The following is a 20,517-nucleotide window of genomic DNA, read 5'->3' as shown; positions in this document are numbered from 1 at the left end:
TGTCTCCAGTCAGTCTATTTTAGATTTTAGATTTTAGATTTTAGATTTTAGATTTTCTCCACAGATTAATCTGGGAGCAGGAACTAGAGTCTAAAATTTGGGGATCGACCCTGACCGAGTGTCGGGGGCTTGTATCCTTTTTTGGGCGGGGTCTATGTGATTTCTTGCGAAAAAATGCCCGATTTCTAATCTTATCGCTCGCAGCTAATTCGGTGTTAAATGCTGAGAATATTTTACAATTAGGCTTGATAGGACGATCGAGTAATTAACAATTTAAACTCCTATGAACATCGGTCACAAAATTGCCGACTGGCTCGAAAATCGCGCTGTTACCCCCGCCTACGCAGGTTGGCTGCTGTCGGGGATGACGGTTTTCTTTTTTGGGTCGGCGACTAATACAATGTCTGGGTGGCTGTACGTGCTCAGCGGTGGGGGTTTGGCGCTTTTGGGAGTAGCGGCGGTTTTGCCTGGAAAATCGCTCCGTTCCTTGGAAGTCCGTCGCCGCCCGATCGAACCGGTGAGTGCGGGCGATCAAATCACCGTCGAACTAGAAATCGAAAATAGCGCCCGCCAACCTAAGACTCTGTTGCAAGTGCTAGACATCTTGCCGTTTGTATTAGGAGAACCCGTCGTCCGCCCGATCGAAGTCATAGAGCCTAACAGTATATACAGGGATACATACTATCTAGAAGTCCGGCAGCGCGGGGTCTATCGGTGGCAAGAGGTAAACTTGAGGACGGCGGCACCTTTAGGGTTGTTTTGGTGCCGGCGCAGCCGCCCAGTCAAAGCGGTGGCGGTTGTGTATCCACAAGTTTTGCCGTTGAGCGCTTGTCCTTTGATCGATCGCATCGGTCAAGAAGACAGCCCGCAATTTTACAATCGCAGTCGATCGCAAACTGCTACCGAAGGCCTCACCCGCAACCTGAGACCTTACCGCCACGGAGACCCCACCCGCCTGATTCACTGGCGCACCAGCGCCCGCTACGGAGAACTGCGGGTGAGAGAGTTAGAAGTTGCAGCCGGCGGTCAAGAAATTATTATTGCTCTCGACAGCGCTGCGGCGTGGCAGCCAGAAGAATTTGAACGAGCCGTGACTGTAGCTGCGTCTCTTTACTTCTATGCTAGCAAGCGCCTGTTAAACGTCAAACTTTGGACGGCCGGGACTGGACTCGTCTCGGGCAACCGGGTAGTTTTGGAAACTTTAGCTGCGGTTAATGCTGGGGAAGATGGGGTTGAGAATCGGCCGAAACTGCCGATAATTTGGCTGACTCAAAACTCTGCAACTTTAAGCACTCTTTCCCTAGGCAGCCGCTGGGTGCTCTGGCCGTTGGCAACTGCTGAAACAGGCGAAAAAATGTTAGTCAAACATGAGTTACCCGGTTTAGAAATTCGCTCCGGGCGACCCTTAGAACTTCAGTTACAAGATCCTCTGGAAAGAGCGATTAGTTATTAAAACAGTCCCCGCAAGCTTTTCGGGAAAGAGCGATTAGTTATAAAGATTAACTTCATGAGTTTTTAGGTATCAGAAACTTTTTCCCTTTTAAATCACATATTTTGGGCGGCCTAAGAGTGCACACCACAATATTTTAATTCTAGAGAGATAGTTTAATTTAAATGGCGATCGGCTCGAATCGAACTCTTTGCCGGACAATAAAATCTCAATCCCTATCACTCTATAGTGTCGGGGAGAATTTCGACTACATACTCCGGTACATATTCGGGTCGATTTTCGGATCGATTCGGGGGCACATTCTGGGGAACCTTCTCCGGTGGATGTTCGAGCCTGACTCGCCGGATCGGGAGATTTGCAATTAGTGCTGTGGCCCGCTGGTCGCTCTCCAGCGAGAACTCAGACCCGGTGGTATCGATTTCCACGTAGCGAGATACCACCTCTAGAATTTCTCGGCGCATCGACTCAACCATTTCTGGGCTGAGTTCTGAGCGGTCGTGGGCTAGAACCAGTTTGAGGCGCCGTTTTACCTCGTCGCGGCTGTTGTCAGGGGTGCGCGGGAAAAGTCGTTCGAGAAGTGTATATATCATGGGTCGGGCGGGTTTGTCAAGGGTTAGGCATAGAAAAGGTCATACCATTTTCGATTTTCGATTTTCGATTTTCGATAGGGGAATCACTGATTCCCGTCTGGTTTGGAGCTGGTCTACAGTTTCATTCTTTTTGGGAACTGCTGTCACTGGGGGAAAATTTGGGGTAGTTTTTGTGATGCGGTCGCTGCTGTTAAAGATCGATCGCCAATGAGCACATCACATAATTTTAGTATTTAAGAACTTGCGGAGGCGAGTAAAGAAGTTTTCCCGACGGGGATTGAGATCTAGAAAATCAACTTTTTCGCCTTCTAAGCGGCGGGCAATATTGTCGAAGGCAGTTCCAGCTAAAGAGGCCGTTTCCGACAATACTAATGGTTCGCCTCGGTTGGTGGAAACAATGACGCGCTCGTCGTCGGGAACGACGCCTAACAGCGGAATGGCGAGGATTTCCCGCACGTCTTGTACCGACATCATATCATTTGCCAGCACCATTGCGGGTCTGATCCGGTTGACGATCAGGTTGATTTTCTTGACGTTGTTGGCTTCCAGCAGACCGATGACTCGATCGGCATCGCGGACAGCAGCGATTTCGGGAGTGGTGACAATTATCCCTTCTTGAGCCGGCGCGATCGCATTTTGAAAACCTTGTTCAATTCCAGCAGGAGAGTCGATCAAAATATAGTCGTATTTGGCTCCCAACATCCCCACAAGCTGCTTCATTTGCTCGGCGCTGATGGCATCTTTCATCCGAGTTTGGGCAGCCGGCAACAGCACCAAGCGCGGCTGCCGCTTGTCTTTCACCAAAGCTTGCTCTAACCGACACTCTCCAGCGAGAACTTCTAATGCCGTGTAAACAATCCGATTTTCTAAGCCCAGCAGCAAGTCTAAATTTCTGAGACCGAAATCGGCATCAATTACGGCAACGTTCCGCCCCCGTTTAGCTAAAGCCATGCCGAGATTGGCTGTGGAGGTAGTTTTTCCTACCCCGCCTTTCCCTGATGTAACAACAATAATGCGAGCCATAAGCGATTTTTGATTTATTGGGAATTGGTGATTGGGAATTAGTTATTGGTAATTGGGAATGGTAATGGGTAATTGGTAATGGGTAATTGATATTATTCTTGGTTGATAATTAGCAATTATTCTTTGGTAATTTGGCAGTAATCTGTAATTCACTGAATAACAGCAGATTCCACGTTTATGAAGGACACCCGCTTATCGCTCCCCCGCCGTAGTGGCACGGCGAAAGCCTTTGCCCCTACTTCATAAACTCACAACTCTCCTTGTTTTACTAATTCTCTATGAATTTGCACTTAAATTTTAAATCGTCTTTTAGTGACTGATTTAGCCTAGGCAAAAATTATCAAGTGCAGGCTGAAAGAGAAAGAGTATTACCAATTACTCATTACTAATTCCTAATTACCCATTATCGATTACTCATTACCCCCGACTAACTGCGATTTGTCAAAATCAGAGGCTCTACCGATCCGAATCCCTTGAGGCGTCACATAGGCGACTTCCGGGAAAAACTGAGCGGGTGAGGTTTCTGGGCCTCTGGCAACATACTTAGCAATCCTAATCACCATCGGTTCCATCTGCAAGGTCATAATCACGCTTTTGGTGTTGCCACCGGCACCGGCGTGCACGACTCCCCGCAAACGGCCCCAAACTAGGATATCGCCTCCGGCGATGACTGATCCGCCTGGATTTACGTCTCCCAAAAGTACGACGGTGCCTGGATGGCGAATTTCTACGCCCGATCGCACTGTCATCTGCAAATATAAAGGTTCCGCCAGCGATTGAGGTTTTTGGGCGGCGGCTTTATTGAGGGAAGAAACCGGAGGCTGCTGTTCTACACAATAGCCAGCCGTTGCTGCTGCTACGGCGGTTTGGCGGCGACTGGTGTGGACTCGTTTGAGTTGCAGTTCTACTTCGGAGAGGGCATCGGCGATTTCTTGCAGTTGGCGGATATCTAAAAGTCGATCGCTCCCCATCAATTGTACTTCTGCGTTTGGCTGCCAAAAGCGTTCTCCTGCATTCAGCCTGACTTTTAGCTGCTGCCAAAGTTCAGTCCAAGTCGAGGCGGAGGCTGTTGCGGGTTCGCTATTGGTTTCGGGGGGGAGTAGCAACAGTAGCTGTCCATCTTCGGTTTTGAGTCGGACTTGCAGCTCCAAGCTGACTTCGGGTGTTGATTGAGGGGCGGCAGCAGCGGCTGCGGCGGAGGCATCGGGTGTCATGGGACAGTTTGATATCGGGTAGGGACAGGTTAACATCAATATTAGCCTGACTCGTCTTTTGCCTCAGCATTTGGGAGGAAAAGTCTTGTTTTTTTATTTTTAACGACAGCTAGGGCAATTCTCTTGTGTTTGTGAACGAGATTTTGTTTTAATGAACCGCAGAGGGCGCAGAGGGTGCAGAGAAAGAGAATTAAGAGTTCAGAAGAGAGAATGAGAGAAGTTCACAAATTTGGTATTGATTGTGAACGATATTTTGTTTTAATGAACTGCAGAGGGCGCTGTTGACACAGAGAAAGAAAATTAAGAGAAGAGATAAAGAGAGAACTTGACAAGTTGGGCATCGATTGTTATACACGCAGATAAGATGCAGATAGAAATAATTTTGAAGGCTCTAGCGCTTAGTAATTATTAATTGTCAATTACGTTATGCAGCAAATAGAACATTATCGCGGCAGTCTTCTCGGTTTAGCAGTTGGCGATGCTCTCGGAACAACTTTAGAGTTCTGTCGCCCTGGAACGTTTGCGCCTATTAACGATATGGTTGGCGGCGGCCCGTTTCGATTGCAACCGGGCGAGTGGACGGACGATACTTCGATGGCGCTTTGTTTGGCTGAAAGTTTGATTGAGAAAGAAGGTTTCGATCCAGTCCATCAGTTAGAAACATACTTGCGGTGGAAGCGAGAGGGACATTTGAGCAGCACTGGTGAATGTTTTGATATTGGCAATACGGTTCAACAAGCACTTTGGAAGTTTGAAGATACAAGAAAACCTTACTGCGGTTCTACCGATGCTGGGACTGCTGGCAATGGTTCGATTATGCGCTTGGCTCCCGTGCCTTTGTTTTATGCTAAAAATCCTTTAGAAGTAATAGAAAAATCTGGAGAAAGTTCTCGAACTACTCACGGTGCTGCTACTTGTGTGGATGCCTGCAGTTATTTTGGTGCTTTAATTGCGGGGGCTGTGAATGGAGTTGCTAAAGATGTGTTGCTTTCGGAAAGATATTGTGCGATTTCGGGATATTGGGCAGCAAATCCCCTGGTAGCAGAGATTGATGAGATTGCGGCGGGTTCTTTTAAACGGCGACAACCTCCTGAAATCAAAGGTACTGGTTATGTTGTCAAGTCTTTGGAGGCGGCACTTTGGGCTTTTTACAACAGTTCTTCTTTTGCTGAAGGCTGTTTGTTGGCTGTGAATTTGGGCGACGATGCGGATACAACTGGTGCGGTTTACGGACAGTTGGCGGGGGCTTTTTACGGAGAATCTGGTATACCGGAAAAATGGATCTCGCAATTAGTCGATCGCACTTTAATTGCATCTTTTGGCGATCGGCTTTTGACTTTATCTAGATCGCTCTGAATACTTATATCAGTTTTCAACCTTCTTTGTTTTTACAATGACTCGCAACTTGAGTTAATATAGATAAATTTACACAAAAATTGCTGGTTGAGGGTTAATACAATGGTACTCGAAGCCCCGTCTATCAAAGCCAAACCAACCGTCACCTGGGAACCCCTACCAGCTAACTTCGTATTACCCGACGATCCGGTGGAAAATATTCAACAACCTTCTCTCGCCGCTGGTCTCACCGATGCACTGGGAGCCGCAGGATGTATCCAGCCAGAAATGCTGATTGCCTCTAATTTGGGGTTAGTCGCCACAGTCAATAAAAAGATTGTTGTCAAAGCTCCAGACTGGTTTTATGTGCCGCAAGTGCATCCTCTAGCAGAGGGGGTAATTCGCCGTAGTTATACTCCTCATACTGATGGTGCTAATGTGGCGATCGTGATGGAGTTTCTCTCAGAAGCAGAGGGAGGAGAACTATCGGTCAGAGCAACTCCGCCCTATGGAAAACTCCACTTTTACGAACAGATTCTTCAAGTACCTACTTATGTCACTTATGACCCCTACGAAGGTATTTTAGAAGTGCGCTATTTGCAAGATGGGCGGTATGTTTTACATTCAGCCAATGAGCAGGGGCGGGTGTGGATTCCCCAACTGGAACTATATCTCGGGATTTGGTCGGGGGAAAGGTTGGGACAAACCATGAACTGGCTGCGTTGGTGGGATGATCGAGGTAATTTGTTGCTGTGGAGTTCAGAACAAGCTGAGCAAGAAAGGCAAAGGGCTGAGCAAGAAAGTCAAAGGGCTGACCAGGAAAGGCAAAGGGCACAACGATTGGCGGCTAAGTTGCGCGAATTGGGAGTTGATCCAGATTGAACGCTGATTGAAAGCTAATTTACGATCGCCCTTAATAGACAGGGCTTACGCAACCATCTACCAGAATACGCTCAATCCCCGCCAGATGGCACCTACAAAACGCTATATTTTGTTGTGCGTAAGTCCTGAATCGAAAATCAAAAATCGAAAATCAATTGACGTATGTAGCAATTCGTGATATTTTTATCCGCATTTGTCTGGATATAAAAAATATTTATGAATAAATCTTAAGTTTTAATAAAATTTAGTATTATAATTTTGGTAACTTCCAACTAAGTATTTATTCTCACTATGGTAGCGGATCAATTTCCTTGGCTGACCGCAATTGTCATCCTACCCCTCCTAGCTTCCCTCGCCATCCCTTTTGTGCCCGATACCGACGGCAAAACCATTCGCTGGTATGCCCTAGGCGTAGGCATTGCAGATTTTGTATTAATGTGCTGGGTGTTTTGGACTCATTACGATCCAAGCATCTCTAGTTTCCAAATCGTAGAACAATATCCCTGGATACCTTCTTTAGGCCTCAACTGGTCTGTTTCCGTTGACGGACTGTCAGTTCCGTTGGTATTGTTGGCGGGATTGGTGACGACACTATCAATCTTTGCAGCCTGGGAAGTTGATCGCAAGCCACGACTCTTTTACTTTCTGATGCTGGTGATGTACTCCGCACAAATAGGAGTGTTCGTCGCCCAAGACATCATGCTGCTGTTCATTGTGTGGGAACTAGAATTAATTCCGGTGTACCTGCTAATCTCGATTTGGGGCGGACAAAACCGTCGCTACGCAGCTACCAAATTCTTGATTTACACCGCAGGCGCTTCCATCTTTATTTTGATAGCTGCCTTAGCAATGGCATTCTACGGCGGAGGCACCCCCACCTTCGACATGGTAGAACTAGGCTTGAAAGACTACCCACTGGGTTTAGAATTACTGCTTTATGCGGGATTGTTAATTGCCTTCGGCGTGAAACTGGCGATTTTCCCCTTCCACACTTGGCTACCTGATGCCCACGGTGAAGCATCTTCTCCCGTGTCGATGATTCTGGCCGGCGTATTGCTGAAAATGGGCGGATACGGACTGATTCGGCTGAATTTGGAACTTCTTCCCCAAGCACACGTTTATTTTGCACCAATTATGGCGGTGCTCGGCGTGGTCAATATTATCTACGGCGCGCTGAATTCCTTCGGCCAGTCGAACATGAAGCGCCGCTTAGCGAATTCGTCGATTTCTCACATGGGATTCGTGTTGTTGGGTATTGCTTCCTTCACGGATTTGGGAATCAACGGGGCGCTGTTGCAAATGATTTCCCACGGTTTAATCGCCTCAGTATTGTTTTTCCTGGCTGGCGTTACTTACGATCGCACCCATACAATGATCATGGACGAGATGGGCGAGATTGGGAAAGTCATGCCGAAAGTGTTTGCCTTGTTTACCGCAGGTGCGATGGCCTCTTTGGCACTCCCCGGAATGAGCGGTTTTGCTAGCGAATTGTCCGTGTTTGTGGGCGTCGCAACTAGCGATATGTACAGCAGTTCTTTCCGGGCTGTGACAGTGTTCCTGGCTGCTGTGGGACTGATTTTGACCCCGATTTATTTGCTCTCGATGCTGCGACAGTTATTTTACAACTGTGGAACACTAGCGGCTTGCGACCTTGAAGATCTAAATTTGCAGAATCAGAGAAACAATCTGGATGAAGCGGTTTGTTTTGGTAATAGTTGCGTTTTGCCTGGTGATGCACCGTTTATTGATGCTAAACCTCGGGAAGTGGCGATCGCATTTTGCTTTTTGATACCGATTGTCGGCATTGGTTTTTATCCCAACATGGCCATGCAAGTCTACGACGCGAAGACTGTGGCGGTGAACGCAGAAGTCCGCCAATCTTACATCCAAATTGCTCAAGACAATCCTGAGATTTATGCGAAGGGATTTTTGGTTCCCAAAATTGCCCAAGCTCCAAAAGTGCCGACTTTGGGCAAAATTACCGGGTCTGAATCTGCATCTGTTTTTGGCCTGGTCAAATAATTTTATCGAATTCTGTTTTTGTTGAAAATTGGGCGATCGCTTTTGTCAAAGGGCGATCGCTTTTTTCTTATCGCTGAATTTCTGAAATAATTTGCGCCAGATTCTCCCTAGCATATCCCACCTCAAGAATCGATTTATCCTCCAGTTCAGAGGCAACTTTATTCAAGATATTTAGCGGTTCTTCAGAGCCTGTCGTCTTCAAAAACAACAGTTGCAACCGATTTTTTAATAATGCTAAAATAGAGCTACTGGGTTCGCCTTTATCCCCTTTCCGTTTAGCAATGTTGATGCTCAATTTGTGAGTTTTCAACAGCCGCATTCTTTCTATTCCTTGGGTCTTAACCGTCTCCAAAACCTCCGCTCGAATCCGATCGACTAATCTGTCGGTCACATATTGCACGATCAAAGGCTGAAGCATAAAAACCGTTTCCCCGCCCTCACTAATTTTTTCAATCAGCGAGCGACGACCCAGAGAATCGAGATTTTTTAGCAAATCTGACAGCGATGAATTGGCCAACATCTGCTCTCGTAAAGTTGCCAGGGAAATCTGGCTTTGAGCAATAGCAATCCAGTAGGCAATATCTTGTTCGGAACTCGACATTCGATCGAACTGCTGCGCCAGCAAATTGCTGATATGTTCTTCAATAAATAACCCCGTTGCTTCCAAAAGCTTTAAAACATTTCCCTCGAAAAACTCGTTAATTGTTGTCGCTACAATCTTTAATGCTAACAAATTGCCCCCGTACCGGGACAACAAGATTTCCAACTCTCGATCTTGAGCCGACAAACCTTTTTCTTGGAAAATTTTCCGCGCTATTTCCTCGGAAATAGCAGGTTTTAAAGACCGCACTTTTTCTCCCGCCAGCAAAGCCAGTTCCGTAGGTTCTTCCGAACTAACTAGCAGTAAACAGCTATTGTGATTGACCTCACACAGCCGGACAATTAAATCTCGATATCCTTCGTAGCCCTCCCGGTAGTGTCCCGCTAATTCTTCGGGTCTGAGAACTGCTTCAAAATCGTCTAAAATTACCAGACAGCGGTGTTTCCGCAGATACTCGACCAAGCGCGAAATTTTGCTGTTGAGGTCGATGGGTACATCGGGTTTTGGTTGGTTAGAAAAAAGTTGAATTAAGCTCCCTAGGAAGTCGGATGGTGCTGGTGCCGATCGCAGCGATCGCCAAATCACAAAATCAAACTCATTTTGTACCTGTTTTGCCAACTGCACCGACAGAGTTGTTTTGCCACTACCAGCCAAACCCAGCAGCGCTACCAGGCGACAATTATCTGATACAATCCACTGCTTTAAAGTAGTTAATTCTTCAGTCCGTCCGTAAAAAACTGAAACATCCGGTGCTTGGCCCCAATCTTCCTGTCGGTGTCCGTAAGCGTTGCCCTCGGAGAGGCTCGCCATCTTCAATAGAGAGCCTTTACCTCGACTAAAATCGCTCGTTCCCTGATCGGTGTGGTATGAAAACAGCAACTGATGCCTCAATTCCGAAAGCTTTCCAGGGCCGTTCCCCCCGATCTGAAACTTTTTGTAAACTTCGCCGAGTCTTTTGCGAACGGCGATGTCGCTAATGCCAAGCTTTGTGGCGATCGTCGCCGTAGATTGACCGTCGAGAGCCATCAACACAGTTTCTAACTCGGCATCTGTGACGCCGCGCTGTTTGGCGATCGTTTGCACAAAGTTTTGAGGAATCGGAGTAGTCAAGGTAGGAATCTCGCCTATACTAAAAAAATCTATCTTCTATTATATTGTGTGAGTTCTCGCGGGCGAGCAATTGAATCGAATCTACCAACGTTCAGCTTGCTTTTTGTTGTTTGGGCAGTTTTAGATATTTATACCCAATTATCAATTGTGAGACCTGTTAAAAAAAATGCAACTGTAGGCAAGCTCCAAACCAATACACAATCAGTCATTCCCAATTCTTCTATTCTTTAATTCTTTAATCTAAGATGGTATGAGGAACGCGGAGTTGAGCGGCATTAATTGTTGCTATTTCCCTACCCGTAAAACCTATTGTAGAGTGGAGGCGCGGCGCTTAATTTATAGCACCCAACCATAAATCTCCAACCGCACCACAACCCACCGCCAACCAAAAACCGGGTAAATTTACAATTTTTGAAAGCAACGCTGTATCAGCCAAAAATTGTCGCACTAGCGCGGTATTCTTGGGCAGAAAGCAGCCGCCAACTCCCATCACCCACAAGTTCCAAAACCTGCTGGTGATATTTCACTAAACTCACTCGGTGGCCGACACTCACAAACGTAGTTTTAGTGGCTTGCAATTGCTGGTATAAATGTTGCTCGTTCTTCAAATCCAAAGCACTTGTCGCCTCATCCAAAATAGCGTATCTAGGTTCCGTCAATAACAATCTAGCGAAAGCTAAACGTTGCTGTTCTCCCAGCGACAAAATCTCACTCCAATCTAAATCCGCATCAAAACCGCCCAATCTGTCTGGCAAATCTGCTAAATTTACTGATGCCAAAACGCGGCGCAATTTTTCCTCATTAACCTCGCTGCTGGTATTGGGATACAAAAGTTGCGATCGCAAACTACCCAAAATCATATAAGGACGCTGCGGTAAAAACAGCATTTCCCCCAATTCCGGCCGCGCCAAACGGCCCGTTCCCGAGTCCCACAAACCCGCAATTGCCCGCAGCAAAGAACTCTTCCCAGCACCGCTTTGCCCGACAATTAACAGTCCTTCACCGGGCTGCACTGCTAGCGACAAATCCCTAATCAAAGTCTTTTGATGTTTCGGAGTATCTAAAGTAACGTGTTCCAGTGTCAACTGAGAATCTACTACTACATCTATAGCAGTTCCTCCGGCACGAGATACCGCTTTTTCCGCTTCCAGAGTATCTGTAAATACAGTCAAACGATTGATACTAGCGGCAAAAGAACTCAGCGGCTCAATCTGAGTTACAATTACAGAAAAAGCGCGCAAAACCTGACTGAAAGCAAAACCAGCTTGACTGATATCTCCAAACTCGATGGTACCACTTTGATCGGCAAAATAAGTTGGAGCTAGAAACAAAGCCGGAATAATCACAACGGCATATCCGTATCCAGTTGTGAAATAATCTAAGTTCCGCTGCCAACCAATTAGCAAATTAAAATTGCGGAATACTTCCACAAATCGCTGCTTTATTTGAAATGATTCTTGCTCCTCCCCTCCATAAAAAGCAATAGATTCGGCGTTGTCGCGAATGTGAACCAGCCCGTAGCGAAAATTTGCTTCTTTTTTAAGTTGCTCGAAATTCAAAGGTACTAATCTTTGACCAAAAACTAGAGTAGCGGTCGTGCCCACAATAGCATAGATAATCAGAAAAATCGAAAGTTCTTTTGAGATAGACCACAGGATACCAGTAAAAGATATAATATCAACTATTGAACCCAGGATGATCAGCATAAATGACAAACTTGTCCGGGTAAAAGAGCGGACATCTTCGGAAATTCGCTGGTCTGGATTGTCAATTTCCTTGTGTGAATTTATTTCGTAATAAGCCCGATTCTGAAAATACTTATCGAGGAACTTATTAGTCATCCACTCCCGCCAGTAGAGACCCAATTTATCTTGGGTATAGCGGTAAATTACCACAATGGGAGTGCCTACGACAAAAACGCTCGCATAGACAAAAAGATACTTCCAATAATTGAGCTGGTCTTTCTTTGCCAGTGCTGTGTCAAAAAAGTTACTGACGTAGCTAATTATGACATTCAGACCGCTGACGGATAGGGACAATAACAGCAATAAAGCCAGTAAGGCCCACGATTGCCACTGCGGGATTAATCTGCCTTTGAAAAAGACAAAAGCGCTGAAAGGAAGAATTAACATTAAAGCCACGATCGCAATTGCGGGCGAATTAATAATTCCTTTCAACAAAGTAACTAAGCCTGCAGCAATACTATTGACAAATTCGGGAAATAAGACTTGAGTACCCAAACATACAGCGCTGACGAGCACAAACATCGCAGCGAAGAGAAATATCAACAGCAGCGCTACTAATCCTAAAAAGATTCTGCCACTCCCAGGCTCTAAAGGATAAAAGTAAGGTTGAGCGATCGCAATAAATCTCTGCCACAACTGACGGTCAAATCGATTCATCTTTGCTGTTTACAAAACTACTTTGACTGTTCTAACATATCAAGTCTTGTGACAAACTGCAGCAGTAATTTATTTCGGAGTTTAGCGAAAAAATTTGTCTCATCCAGAGACGGAAACTTGTTTTCCGAGTTAACTGGTGGAGAGAAAAAAATTGGGAGCTTAGTTCAAGCTCTTTGATTCATCTGTGGAGTCAATCCTTTAATCTCAAATCTAAAATCTCAAATCGATTGGATCAGAAGCAGTGGCGCTTTCGCCGGACAACTCCGACTGCAATTTGCTGCTGTAAAATCGCTGGCTAATTCCTAAAATTACTTGTTTCATTACCCAATACAAAACAGCAATTACTACAAAAGTTACAACCATTACTAAAACCGGACGCTTGCCTATCAAATCGTTCATTACTGTGTTAACTAGCGCATCGGGATTAGTAAGAATGTCCCAAGTGTTGAAGCGGATAAATCGCCCTAAATAAATGCCGATCGCCGAAAGTGCGTGTATAGTTATCTCCGTTGCCAGGATAAATCTACTCCAACCCTGTTGCTTCAAATAGTAACCCAAATTCATCACCGACAGCACGTAAGCCCCAAACCCAACCAGCATAAACGCCAGATACTGCGGGATTAAAGCTAGAGTCACAGTCCACACCGAGTTCCCCTCTTTAATCTGCTCAATCAGGTGAATGATATCAGTTAAAACGTAGGGCGCATTAGGCAAAAATGCGATAAACCAGAAAAAACCGCCCCACCAGCGGAGAGAGCGAACTCCGCGCTGCCGCAGTACCCAGATGTCTAAAGCCATCAGTGCTAGCGTAATCGCGATCGCCCCCAAAACGTAAGTTTTGCCGACATCTTGCACAATATGCTTCAGATAGCCTAAAACATGGCGCGTACTGGGCAAAAAAGTAGCGCCCAAGAGAAAGGCCGTACCCCACAGCAGCCAGCGCGATCGAGGTTTGCGAAACAGCCAAAAACTCAAGCCCAGCGGTACTAAACTCAAAAACAAATTCCAAGACATCCAGCGGACATTGTGTCCCATTGCTTGCAGCGCTTCCAGGATTAATCCCATCATGTCAATTTTTATACAATTAAAGGTTTGATGCAGGACCGCTTCATTCGCAGCTTCCGTCTATTTTAGTCTTTAAGTTGTAGGGTGAGTCAGCTTATCGCTGCGCGCCTGAAAATCAACAACTGCTGACGCATACTAGCGCTGTGGAGTCACTCTCAAATCTCACATAGACGGGTGCACCCTACCACTGTGGAGTCAATCTAAAATCTAAAATCTCAAATCGACTCGTGCACCCTACTGTTTATAAACTTTGTCGATCGGAATCTCAATCTTAAAAGTCGTTCCGCATCCTATGGAAGAAATGCACTCAATCTTACCCTTGTGCTTTTCCACCACAATCGAGTGCGCGATAGACATTCCCAACCCCGTACCTTTCCCCACAGCTTTGGTAGTAAAAAATGGGTTAAAAATTCGATCGACTATCCCCTCGGGAATGCCCGTACCGTTGTCCGAAATTTCTACCCTAACAGTGTTCTGGGGGGTTACACTCGTGGAAATAGCAATCCGTCCACTCTTTGTCTCTGATTGTGGAACCGATAACTGGTGATATCGTTCTTCAATAGCATCAATTCCATTAGCAATAATATTCATAAACACCTGATTCAGTTGGCTCGCATAGCACTCCACCAGTGGCAGTTTTCCAAACTCCTTAATTACTTCAATTTCCGGGTGGTTGTCCCGACTCTTCAAGCGGTGCTGCAAAATTAACAAAGTGCTTTCAATTCCCACGTGAATATCGACCGGCTTCATTGCGGATTCATCCAGCCGCGAGAAATTTCTAAGGGACAACACAATTTGCCTGATGCGCTCGGTTCCTACCTGCATTGAACCCACAAGTTTTCTTAAATCCTCAGCCATGAAGTCCAAATCTATCTCTTGAATGCGATCGACAATTTTTGAATTAGGTTCGGGATACTCCTGTTCGTACAGACTCACCAGATCCAGCAACTCCTTAGTATACTGGTTGAGATAATCAATGTTAGCGTGAATGAAGTTAACGGGATTATTAATTTCGTGAGCGATGCCGGCCACTAATTGCCCCAAAGAAGACATTTTTTCTGTTTGAATGAGCTGAGTTTGAGTAGAGCGCAATTCCAGCAGCGCTGACTCTAAGTCTCGAGCTTTTTCTCTTTCTCGCGCCTCGCTTTGTCGCAGTGCTTCCTCTGCTTGCTTGCGAGTCGTAATATCCTGGCAAAATCCAATTATTACCTTAGCCTGACCGTCAGGATTCCTGCTAAAAATAGTATCCCGACTTTGCAGCCACAAAAATTGACCATCTGCGGCCTGCACCCGGTAATCAATTTCCCTAATTTCGCCATCTTCAATTCCTGCAAAGCTGGCGTGATGTTTCACAATTTTAGGCAAATCTTCGGGGTGTATTAACTGAGACATCAGTGACGAATCCATCGCTGTAATTTCGTCGCTGGTATAGCCCAAAAGCGCGAGCATTGAAGTATTAGTGTAGATATTTCGCTGTTCTTCCAAGTCGTAGAGATACAAAATACCGGGAGTAGCCGATGCTACTTTTTGAATGAACTGCTGACTTTCTTGCAAAGCTAATTCAGCTTGTTTGCGATCCGTAACATCAACCGCGATTCCGTCCCAAATAATATCGCCGTTTTCTTTAGCTTCAGGACGCGAAATTATCTGAAACCATCGAATTTTGCCCGAAGGTAGCACGAACCGTCCTTCCCAGTGCCAAGGTTGCAAAGTTTGGGCTGAAATAGCAACGGATTCGTCATGATTTTGGCGGTCATCGGAATGAATTAAATCTGTTATCAAAGCCGCATTTTGCAGAACAGCTTCTGCTTCTCGCTCAAACATTTCTCGGCAAGCCGGACTAATGTAAGGGAAACTGAAAGAGCTATCTGTACGCAATACAAATTGATAAATTACTCCCGGCACATTACCCGACAGCTTTTGGAATCTTGCCTCGCTTTCCCGTAGTGCTTCCTCTGCTTGTTTGCGCTCCGTGGTGTCCGTAATTGAACCAACCATGCGGACTGCTTTTCCAGATACATCCCACAAAGCTTGTCCCCGACTCAATATCCATTTGTAAGCGCTGTTGTAGCACCAGCAGCGGTATTCGACGATGTAATGCGGCGTTTTCTTGTTTAAATGGTCTTGGAGAGCTTGCATTACTAAGGCTAAATCGTCGGGATGCGTGATCCTGTTCAATTCGTCAAAGTAATCGAGAGTTTGGCTGGGTTCGTATCCAGTTATTTCTTTAAATCTATCGGACAGGAATAGTTCCCCTGTTTGCAAGTTCCAGTCCCAAATGCCGTCGTTGTTGCCTTTGAGTGCTAACTGCCAGCGTTCTTCAGTTTGCATCAATTGAGCAGTTCTCTGTTTGACTCTATTTTCTAGTTCTTGATTGAGCTGTTTTAGACTTTCTTCTGCCTGGTTGCGTTCGATCGCAATTCCTGCTAAATTAATAATCGCTTCTATCAATGGCAGCTCAAAAAAATGGGGGTGGCGCGGTTGGGAATAATACATTCCAAAAGTTCCCAAAACCTGACCCTGAGATGAGAAAATAGGAGTAGACAAGCAAGCTCTCAGTCCAAAACTCAAGGCTAAATCTCGAAAATTTTTCCACAAAGGATCGCTGGCAATATCTGTAACGATTACCTGTTGGCGACTAAAGGCAGCAGTGCCGCAGGAACCGACATCTGGGCCGATGGCTATGCCATGAATAGCAGCATTGTAACTGTCGGGCAAACTGGGCGCGGCTCCGTGCAGCAAATGTTTGCCGTCTGGAGCTAGAAGCAATATCGAACAGATGACATCTCTAGATTGCTGCTCGATAATTTTAACTAAAGTATTTAAAGTCTCGCCAAGAGTTGCGCCCTTAGCAATCATTTCTAAAATTTGTTTCTGACCGGTTAACCAATTTTCAGCTTGCTTGCGCTCTGTAATGTCGCGGGCCACCCACAGAGCCGTGTTTTCTTTCATTGGCGAAATGGTAGCGGCAAACCACTTTTGTAAGCTGGCAATTTCCAGGTTATATTCAAAAGTACAGGTTTGATTTGTAGCGAGGGCGGTGCGAATTTGCTCCAGAAAAAATTCTCCCTTTTGTGGAGCGAATAAATCGTTAATTTTTTTACCGACAAATTCTGCCGTCGGCTTGTACAATAATTGGGGATTGGTCGGGGCAACTTTCAGGAACCGTCCCTCAAGATCGAGCTCGAAAATTACGTCGTTCATGGCAGCGAACAAAGCTCGAAGTTCCGATTCAGAAGCTTGGAGGGCGATTTCAGCTTGTTTGCGATCGCTAATGTCGCGCCCCACTCCTTGACACTCAATCAAGCTGCCCGTACTGTCAAAAATCGCCCGATTCGTCCACTGCTGCCAGCGAGTTTCCCCTGTTTCGAGCACGACGCGGTTTTCACAGGTAACGACGGGGTTTTCTAGGCTTAGAGTGCTGAAACTGCGGCTGATAATTTCTCGGTCTTCTGCCGGTATCAAGGGCATAAAAGTATGGCCCTCCAAATCCGATCGCGATTTATTGAAATAGCGGCAGTAGGCATCGTTGACAAAAGTCAAAACTCCGCTCGGCAAGAAACGGCAAATCAGTTCGGTTTGGTCTTCAATAATTGCCCGATAGCGAGATTCGCTATTAAGCAGCGCGGCTTGTGCTAAGACGCGATCGCTAATATCCGTCCCGATACCAAGCAGTCCTGCCAAATTTCCCTTCCCATCTAGTAAAGGTTTATTTGTCCACGCTATCCACACCCTTTCTCCATTGCTGCGGATGTTTTCATTTTCGTTTTGCAAGTATTTTTCCGGCTGTGCCAAACAGTCTCGAATCATTGCCGCCAGGCCACTTTCTGATAAATCTGTTTTCGGTATAATTGTGCCGATCGCACTTTTGCCGATGATTTCTGCTTCTGAATACCCGAAAAAAGTTTCAGCAAACTCATTAAAAAAAGTAATTTTGCCTTCACTGTCTAACTGCACAATAATGCTGTTAGCATTCTCAACCAATTGTCGGTACTTAGCTTCGCTTGCCTGCAGCTTCACAGGGCCATACACCCAGCTAAACGCCACAACCCCGCTGAAAACAGCCAGCAAGGCGCCTCCAAAGATCAGCCACCCCCGAAACGGCGAATTCGCAGGCCATCCTCCCGCCGGAATTGCTGCCAACTGCCAGGAACCGTTGGGCAAAGTCACTTCCAGCATCACGGGATTGTGCTGAAAAATTGACCCGTCACCGAAAAACACTGGGCCGGATGCTCCCTTCCCGTCTTTGCCCCGCAGAGCGTATTGCAGCTTCGCTGAGGAGTCATTGAGTCCTGCTTCCTCAATCAGGGAATTTTTGTCGATGATCAGGCCTGTCAAGCCCCAGTAAACTCCTGTTTCAGGCTCGGCGCCGGAGGGTGTGAGAAAAATCGGCGATCGGCTGATGAACGTCTCGTCGCCCTCCAATAATTTCACGGGCCCGGCTAGCAAAGTTTTTCTGGTGTAGATAACCTCTTTGACCATTTGCCGCTGTGCGGGTAGCGCCGTCAAGTCAACCCCGATCAGCGCTTCATTGCCCTCCCGTGGGTAAATGTAAGCGATCGTCGTGCCTTTAACTAAAGTTATGGCGCGGATGCCCGGTTGCTGTGCCACCAGAATTCTCGCCGTCGCTGTAAACTCGGCTTCGGTGATGTTTGGGTTGTTGGAAAGGTAAGCCCCCAAACCCCGCGTCAAAAATACGCGGGAATTCAAAGCGCCTTCCAGCTTAGAACGGACTGTGCTGAGGCGTTCGAGGGTGCTAGCGCGGTTGTAGTGAAAAAAGCGTCGCTGTTCTGAGCGATCTAAAAGGCCAACTCCGACCAAAATTGCTATTGATGCCGAAATTGCTGCTAAATACGGTGAAATTTGGAATTTTTTTACCTTAAAGTATTCCATCTGCCGGCGGTTAAGGTATATTTTTTAGATCTTTAGATAGATTTAGTTTAGTTTGATTTATCTAACCCAATGCCAGATTTTCGGCATACCGGGCTTGTCGCAAGCGGGCGGGAGTTTGTTGTGTTCTAGGACGCCCGCCGAGCGTCGGCGATCGGCAAGCCTCTCATGATTAATTCTATGGAAAAAGTTTTAAATCTACAATCGACTGACCGAAAGTAACGTGGTCATAAGCCCCCGGATTCATTCCTTCCCAGACTCAGGACGGAGACTTTAAAAAGCTTTGCATCCTTCCTAAAAAGCCTCCGGATTCATTCCTTCGCAGGCTCAGGACGAGATCAATCTAAAATCTAAAATCTAAAATCTAAAATTGGTTGACTCGCCCTTGCTCGGGTAGGGCGCGCCACGATACCGTACCACACCCGGGGGGGGAGCGCGCACCCGAAAGACGGGAGTTATTAGCTAAAATAGGTTTAGCAATAATTTTTTTCAGCGCTACGGCAAATCATTCATAGGGGCAATTTGATGCAAGAACAGTTGATGGAAGCGATCGCACCTTACCGCGATCGCGTAGATTATCTAGAAGTTCGCCTCGAACAAAGCGAGTCAACTGCGATTAGTTTTCGCGGCCCTCAGTTAGATGCTGTCAACCGCAGTTTTAGTCTCGCCGGCGGCATCCGCGCCTGTCACAAAGGCGGCTGGAGTTTTGTAACTTTTAACGGTTTAGATGAGTTAAAAGACCGCATTGAAGAAGCTGTAGTGCAGTCTCGTTTGGTTGGCAGCGAAAAAACTCTACTAGCAGATGTCACCCCGATTCAAGATTATGTAGCGGTGGAATTGGGCCGCGACCCGCGCTCTATTACTCTAGCCGAAAAGCGGAAATTGCTCGAATCTTACAATCAGTTGCTGTTAGATTATGACCCGCGAATTCAGACGACAATGGCTGGTTACAGCGACAGATTTGGGATTACTTATTTTGTGAATTCTCAAGGTACTTGCATCGCTCAAGAGCGCTTGGACGTGACCGGCCGTTTCGGAGCGATCGCCCGCGGCGAGGGCGGTGTCGTCCGCCAAGGGTTTGAGTCGATTCACTCGCGATCGGATTACGATGTGTTGACAAATATTGAAGATCGTGTTAAAAGTGCGGCCGTTCGAGCTGTGGGCCAACTAGAGGCAAAATCGGTGAAAGGCGGTCAGTATCCGGTGATTTTAGACCCTTATTTGTCGGGGGTTTTTATTCACGAAGCTTTCGGTCATTTGTCGGAAGCAGACGGTATTTACGAAAACCCGAAAATGCAGGAATTGTTGACTTTGGGCAAGCCTGTGGCGATCGAACAATTGAATGTAATAGACGACGCAACTGTGCCGGGATTGCCGGGAACTTTGAAATACGACGACGAAGGTGTGCCGGCTCAGTGCAAGCATTTAATTAAAAATGGAGTTTTAGCCGCTCGGATGCACAATCGCGAGACGGCGGGCAAAATGGGCGAAAGTCCGACGGGAAATGCCCGGGCTCTGAGCGCTACTTTTATGCCTTTGGTGCGGATGACTAATACTGCGATCGAGTCTGGCGAACATTCTTTTGACGAAATGGTTGCCGACATTGACGAAGGAGTTTATGCAGTGCGGATGTTGGGAGGACAAACCAACGGCGAAATGTTTACGTTTGCGGCGGCTCAAGGGTTCATGATTCGCGACGGCAAATTGGCCGAACCGGTGAGCGATGTCACTTTAAGCGGCAATGTATTTCAGACCTTAAAGGATATTGAGTCTATAGGAAACGACTCGGTTTATGCCTACGGCGGTTGCGGTAAAGGCGGTCAGAGCGGTCTACCCGTAAGCGTCGGCGGCCCCCATTTGCGGATTAAAAATGTCGTCGTCGGAGGAAGATAATCATTAGTCATTAGTCGTTAATTATTAGTTCAAAACTTAC

At 46.5% G+C, this 20,517-nt stretch carries 12 protein-coding genes; 5 read left to right on the top strand and 7 right to left on the bottom strand.

Annotation, left to right across the window (positions count from 1 at the left end):
- The first annotated feature begins 283 nt into the window (after positions 1–283).
- The gene (locus tag QUB14_RS12575) at positions 284–1,453 is read left to right on the top strand and encodes a DUF58 domain-containing protein (RefSeq protein ID WP_333217298.1); all 1,170 of its coding nucleotides are present in this window, start codon (positions 284–286) and stop codon (positions 1,451–1,453) included.
- A gap of 215 nt (positions 1,454–1,668) precedes the next feature.
- Here the strand turns inward: QUB14_RS12575 and minE are convergent, their stop codons facing one another.
- The 3 genes from minE to minC all read right to left on the bottom strand — a co-directional run bounded on the left by minE (position 1,669) and on the right by minC (position 4,277).
- Positions 1,669–2,040: a cell division topological specificity factor MinE gene (gene minE, locus QUB14_RS12570; RefSeq protein WP_445243823.1), complete on the bottom strand. Its 372-nt coding sequence runs from the start codon at positions 2,038–2,040 to the stop codon at positions 1,669–1,671.
- A gap of 216 nt (positions 2,041–2,256) precedes the next feature.
- Positions 2,257–3,063, bottom strand: a complete 807-nt coding sequence (gene minD, locus QUB14_RS12565) for a septum site-determining protein MinD (protein ID WP_006635273.1) — start codon at positions 3,061–3,063, stop codon at positions 2,257–2,259.
- A 410-nt stretch (positions 3,064–3,473) separates the two neighbouring features.
- The gene (gene minC / locus QUB14_RS12560) at positions 3,474–4,277 is read right to left on the bottom strand and encodes a septum site-determining protein MinC (RefSeq protein ID WP_333217297.1); all 804 of its coding nucleotides are present in this window, start codon (positions 4,275–4,277) and stop codon (positions 3,474–3,476) included.
- Between the two features lie 426 nt (positions 4,278–4,703).
- Here minC and QUB14_RS12555 point away from each other — a divergent pair, with 426 nt between their 5' ends.
- The 3 genes from QUB14_RS12555 (at position 4,704) to QUB14_RS12545 (ending at position 8,516) form a co-directional block, all read left to right on the top strand.
- Positions 4,704–5,633, top strand: coding sequence for an ADP-ribosylglycohydrolase family protein (locus QUB14_RS12555; RefSeq protein ID WP_333217296.1), 930 nt, complete (start codon positions 4,704–4,706; stop codon positions 5,631–5,633).
- A 102-nt stretch (positions 5,634–5,735) separates the two neighbouring features.
- Entirely contained in the window at positions 5,736–6,494 is a 759-nt protein-coding gene (locus tag QUB14_RS12550) for a Uma2 family endonuclease (RefSeq protein WP_333217295.1), read from the top strand.
- Positions 6,495–6,785: 291 nt separating this feature from the next.
- Positions 6,786–8,516, top strand: a complete 1,731-nt coding sequence (locus QUB14_RS12545) for an NAD(P)H-quinone oxidoreductase subunit 4 (RefSeq protein WP_333217294.1) — start codon at positions 6,786–6,788, stop codon at positions 8,514–8,516.
- 67 nt (positions 8,517–8,583) lie between these two features.
- Here the strand turns inward: QUB14_RS12545 and QUB14_RS12540 are convergent, their stop codons facing one another.
- The 4 genes from QUB14_RS12540 to QUB14_RS12525 form a co-directional block, all read right to left on the bottom strand.
- Positions 8,584–10,227, bottom strand: a complete 1,644-nt coding sequence (locus QUB14_RS12540; protein ID WP_333217293.1) for an NB-ARC domain-containing protein — start codon at positions 10,225–10,227, stop codon at positions 8,584–8,586.
- A gap of 428 nt (positions 10,228–10,655) precedes the next feature.
- Positions 10,656–12,629: an ABC transporter ATP-binding protein/permease gene (locus QUB14_RS12535; protein WP_333217292.1), complete on the bottom strand. Its 1,974-nt coding sequence runs from the start codon at positions 12,627–12,629 to the stop codon at positions 10,656–10,658.
- Positions 12,630–12,839: 210 nt separating this feature from the next.
- Entirely contained in the window at positions 12,840–13,697 is an 858-nt protein-coding gene (locus QUB14_RS12530; RefSeq protein ID WP_333217291.1) for a DUF1361 domain-containing protein, read from the bottom strand.
- A gap of 231 nt (positions 13,698–13,928) precedes the next feature.
- Entirely contained in the window at positions 13,929–18,587 is a 4,659-nt protein-coding gene (locus QUB14_RS12525; protein WP_333217290.1) for a PAS domain S-box protein, read from the bottom strand.
- Between the two features lie 522 nt (positions 18,588–19,109).
- Here QUB14_RS12525 and QUB14_RS12520 point away from each other — a divergent pair.
- Positions 19,110–20,477 (top strand): TldD/PmbA family protein, encoded by a 1,368-nt coding sequence (locus QUB14_RS12520; RefSeq protein WP_333106075.1) that lies wholly within the window; start codon positions 19,110–19,112, stop codon positions 20,475–20,477.
- The last annotated feature ends 40 nt before the right edge of the window (positions 20,478–20,517 follow it).

It is taken from the genome of Microcoleus sp. B3-D2 (assembly GCF_036705345.1).
GTDB lineage: Bacteria > Cyanobacteriota > Cyanobacteriia > Cyanobacteriales > Microcoleaceae > Microcoleus.
The sequence above is the reverse complement of the archived record's forward strand: the minus strand, read 5'-3'. Positions and strand labels throughout refer to the sequence as shown.

Excerpts from the sequence above, each read along its gene's own strand:
- minE (WP_445243823.1), bottom strand. The coding sequence starts at position 2,040 with ATGATATATACACTTCTCGAACGACTTTTCCCGCGCACCCCTGACAAC.
- QUB14_RS12520 (WP_333106075.1), top strand. The coding sequence starts at position 19,110 with ATGCAAGAACAGTTGATGGAAGCGATCGCACCTTACCGCGATCGCGTA.
- QUB14_RS12545 (WP_333217294.1), top strand. The coding sequence starts at position 6,786 with ATGGTAGCGGATCAATTTCCTTGGCTGACCGCAATTGTCATCCTACCC.
- QUB14_RS12550 (WP_333217295.1), top strand. The coding sequence starts at position 5,736 with ATGGTACTCGAAGCCCCGTCTATCAAAGCCAAACCAACCGTCACCTGG.
- QUB14_RS12525 (WP_333217290.1), bottom strand. The coding sequence starts at position 18,587 with ATGGAATACTTTAAGGTAAAAAAATTCCAAATTTCACCGTATTTAGCA.
- QUB14_RS12575 (WP_333217298.1), top strand. The coding sequence starts at position 284 with ATGAACATCGGTCACAAAATTGCCGACTGGCTCGAAAATCGCGCTGTT.
- QUB14_RS12535 (WP_333217292.1), bottom strand. The coding sequence starts at position 12,629 with ATGAATCGATTTGACCGTCAGTTGTGGCAGAGATTTATTGCGATCGCT.
- QUB14_RS12530 (WP_333217291.1), bottom strand. The coding sequence starts at position 13,697 with ATGATGGGATTAATCCTGGAAGCGCTGCAAGCAATGGGACACAATGTC.
- minC (WP_333217297.1), bottom strand. The coding sequence starts at position 4,277 with ATGACACCCGATGCCTCCGCCGCAGCCGCTGCTGCCGCCCCTCAATCA.
- QUB14_RS12555 (WP_333217296.1), top strand. The coding sequence starts at position 4,704 with ATGCAGCAAATAGAACATTATCGCGGCAGTCTTCTCGGTTTAGCAGTT.
- minD (WP_006635273.1), bottom strand. The coding sequence starts at position 3,063 with ATGGCTCGCATTATTGTTGTTACATCAGGGAAAGGCGGGGTAGGAAAA.